The organism is Burkholderia sp. Tr-20355, assembly GCF_017104685.1.
GTDB classification, from domain to species: domain Bacteria; phylum Pseudomonadota; class Gammaproteobacteria; order Burkholderiales; family Burkholderiaceae; genus Burkholderia; species Burkholderia seminalis.
In genome coordinates this window covers 1-3,315 of the sequence record NZ_JAAGPK010000322.1, presented here as the reverse complement: position 1 = coordinate 3,315, position 3,315 = coordinate 1, and the positions used below count along the sequence as shown (strand labels likewise).

The 3,315-nt window shown below is 70.1% G+C and carries 3 protein-coding genes; all 3 read left to right on the top strand.

Going from position 1 to position 3,315, the window contains the following annotated elements; translation table 11 throughout:
* The first annotated feature begins 347 nt into the window (after nucleotides 1-347).
* On the top strand, nucleotides 348-1,367 hold the full coding sequence (locus G3N62_RS34890; protein WP_034189125.1) for a LacI family DNA-binding transcriptional regulator: 1,020 nt from the start codon (nucleotides 348-350) through the stop codon (nucleotides 1,365-1,367).
* On the top strand, nucleotides 1,364-2,644 hold the full coding sequence (locus G3N62_RS34885) for an AGE family epimerase/isomerase (protein ID WP_069706962.1): 1,281 nt from the start codon (nucleotides 1,364-1,366) through the stop codon (nucleotides 2,642-2,644). Before G3N62_RS34890 ends, G3N62_RS34885 begins: the two co-directional genes overlap by 4 nt.
* Nucleotides 2,641-3,315, top strand: a 675-nt coding sequence (locus tag G3N62_RS34880; protein WP_206141511.1) for a carbohydrate kinase, incomplete at its 3' end; no start/stop codon positions are given. The genes G3N62_RS34885 and G3N62_RS34880, both read left to right, overlap by 4 nt.

Genomic DNA, 3,315 nt, shown 5'->3' with positions numbered 1-3,315 from the left:
GTTCGCGGCGGCACGGCCGCGTCTCGGGCGATGGCGACGGAGGTCCGCCCGCCGCCGTTGCACCGACCGTGGCGCACCGGCTGCCGGCCTGGCCGTGCAAGCCGTCGCGCATGCCGCCCGGACGTGCGAAGCCCGTTCGCTTCCGGCCCGCCTCCCGGCCGTGGCGCCTCGCACGCGCGCCTTGCCTTTTGCACGTTTTGTTTAGTATTTTTAGTAACGGCGTTTTCGCAGATTAGCCCTTAAAAACCCGTTATTTGCGGGTATTCCCCGGTTATCCGGCCCGAATTCCGCATCGGGTTTTACTATACAATCGCCCCCACCCTAAACAAACCGGACCCGAACGAACGATGGGTACGACCATTCGCGATGTGGCGCGAGCGGCAGAGGTCTCGATCGGCACCGTCTCGCGCGCGCTGAAGAACCAGCCGGGCCTGTCCGAAGCCACGCGGGCGCGGATCGTCGAGATCGCGCAGCGGCTCGGCTACGATCCCGCGCAGTTGCGGCCGCGCATCCGCCGGCTCACCTTCCTGCTGCATCGCCAGCACAACCGCTTTCCCGCCAGCCCGTTCTTCTCGCACGTGCTGCACGGCGTCGAGGACGCGTGCCGCGAGCGCGGCATCGTGCCGACGCTGCTCACGGTCGGCCCGAACGACGACGTGCTGCGCCAGATGCGCCCGCACGCGCCCGACGCGATCGCGGTGGCCGGCTTCATCGAGCCCGAGACGATCGAGGCGCTCGCCGCGACCGGCCGGCCGCTCGTGCTGATCGACCTGTGGGCGCCCGGGCTGCGCTCGGTCAACATCGACAACGCGACGGGCGCCGCGCTCGCGATGCGCCACCTGCTCGCCACCGGCCGCACGCGGATCGCGTTCATCGGCGGCTCGCCCGCGCACTACAGCATCGCGCAGCGCGCGATCGGCTACCGGCGCGCGTTCTTCGAAGCCGGGCGGCTGTTCGACCCCGCGTACGAAGTGACGATCGACGCGGGGCTCGATCCCGACACGGGCGCCGCGCGCGCGATGGAGCAACTGCTCGACGCGCCGGGCCCGCGCCCCGAAGCCGTGTTCGCGTACAACGACGCGGCCGCGCTCGCCGCGCAGCGCGTGTGCACCGCGCGCGGCCTGCGGATTCCGGACGACATCGCGATCGTCGGCTTCGACAACATCCCGGCCGCCGCGCACGCGAGCCCGCCGCTCACGACGCTGTCGGTCGACAAGGAGGCGCTCGGCCGCCGCGGCGTCGAGCTGCTGCTCGCCGAGTCGCCCGAGCGCACCGAGATCTCCCTGCCCGTCGAGCTGATCGTGCGGGCCAGCAGCCAGCCCGCCGGCTCGCCGGCACTCGATACCGCAACGGTCACCGAATCATGAACATGCCCCCGGTCCAACCCTGCACGGCCGCACCGGCCGCCCACACGCCAGACGCACCGTTCGTCGCGAGCTTCCGCGATCCGTCGTTCCTGCTGTCGCACATCGAGGACACGCTGCGCTTCTACGCGACGAACGCTTTCGACCCGACGGGCGGCTTCTACCATTACTTCCGCGACGACGGCAGCATCTACAACCGCACGTCGCGCCACCTCGTCAGCAGCTGCCGGTTCGTCTTCAACTACGCGATGGCGTACCGGCATTTCGGCGACCCGCGCCACCTGGAATACGCGCGCCACGGGCTGCGCTTCCTGCGCGACGCGCACTGGGACGACGAACTGCAGGGCTACGACTGGGAACTCGACTGGCGCGACGGCGGCAAGCGCGCGACGCTCGACGGCGCGCGCCACTGCTACGGGCTCGCGTTCGTGCTGCTCGCGGCCGCGCATGCGACGATGGCCGGCATCGACGAGGCGCGCCCGCTGATCGCCGCGACCTACGAACTGGCCGAGCACCGCTTCTGGGATGCGGCCGCGGGCCTGTACGCGGACGATGCGACGCCGAACTGGATCGTGTCGTCGTACCGCGGCCAGAACGCGAACATGCACATGACCGAGGCGCTGCTCGCGGCGTACGAGGCGACCGGCCACCTCACATACCTCGATCGCGCGGAAAAGCTCGCGAGCCACGTCACGCAGCGCCAGGCCGCGCTGTCGGGCGGGCTCGTGTGGGAGCACTACCATGCGGACTGGTCGGTCGACTGGGATTACAACAAGGAAGACAGCTCGAACATCTTCCGCCCGTGGGGCTTCCAGCCCGGACACCAGACCGAATGGGCGAAGCTGCTGCTGATCCTCGAACGGCACCGCCCGCTCGACTGGCTCGTGCCGCGCGCGGCCGAGCTGTTCGACGCGGCGCTCACGCATGCGTGGGACGCCGACCACGGCGGCCTGTACTATGGTTTCGGCCCCGACTTCACGATCTGCGACCACAACAAGTACTTCTGGGTGCAGGCCGAAACCTTCGCGGCGGCCGCGATGCTCGGCGCGCGCACCGGCAGCGAGCGCTTCTGGGACTGGTACGACGAGATCTGGCGCTACAGCTGGGCCCATTTCGTCGATCACCGCTACGGCGCGTGGTACCGGATCCTCACCTGCGACAACCGCAAGTACAGCGACGAGAAGAGCCCGGCCGGCAAGACCGACTATCACACGATGGGCGCGTGCTACGACGTGCTCGCGACGCTCGCGCGCGCGCAACGCGGCGAACCGACGCAATGAGCGGCGGCACGTTTCCGGCTTTCGTGTCGGCGGGCGACATCCTGACCGACATGGTGCGCGCGGGCGATGCGCAATGGACCTCGGTGCCGGGCGGCGCCGGCTGGAACGTCGCACGCGCGGTCGCGCGGCTCGGCGTGCCGAGCGCGCTCGCGGGTTCGATCGGCGAAGACTGCTTCTCCGACGAACTGTGGCGCACGAGCGAAGCGGCCGGGCTCGACCTGCGCTTCCTGCAGCGGGTCGCACGGCCGCCGCTGCTCGCGATCGTCCACGAGACCCGCCCGCCCGCCTATTTCTTCATCGGCGAAGCGAGTGCCGATCTCGCGTTCGATCCCGCACGGCTGCCGGCCGGCTGGGCCGACCACGTGAAATGGGCGCATTTCGGCTGCATCAGCCTCGTGCGCGAACCGCTCGCGGGCACGCTGGCCGCGCTGGCAGCCGAGCTGCACGCGCGCGGCGTGAAGATCAGCTTCGATCCGAACGTCCGGAACCTGATGACGGACGCGTACCGGCCGACGCTCGAGAAGATGGCCGCGCTCGCCGACCTGATCAAGGTATCCGACGAGGACCTGCGGCACCTGTTCGGCGGCGACGGCCCCGATGCGATCGCGGCGGTGCGCGCGCTGAACCCGCGCGCGGCCGTGCTCGTCACGCGCGGCGCGCAGGCGGCGACA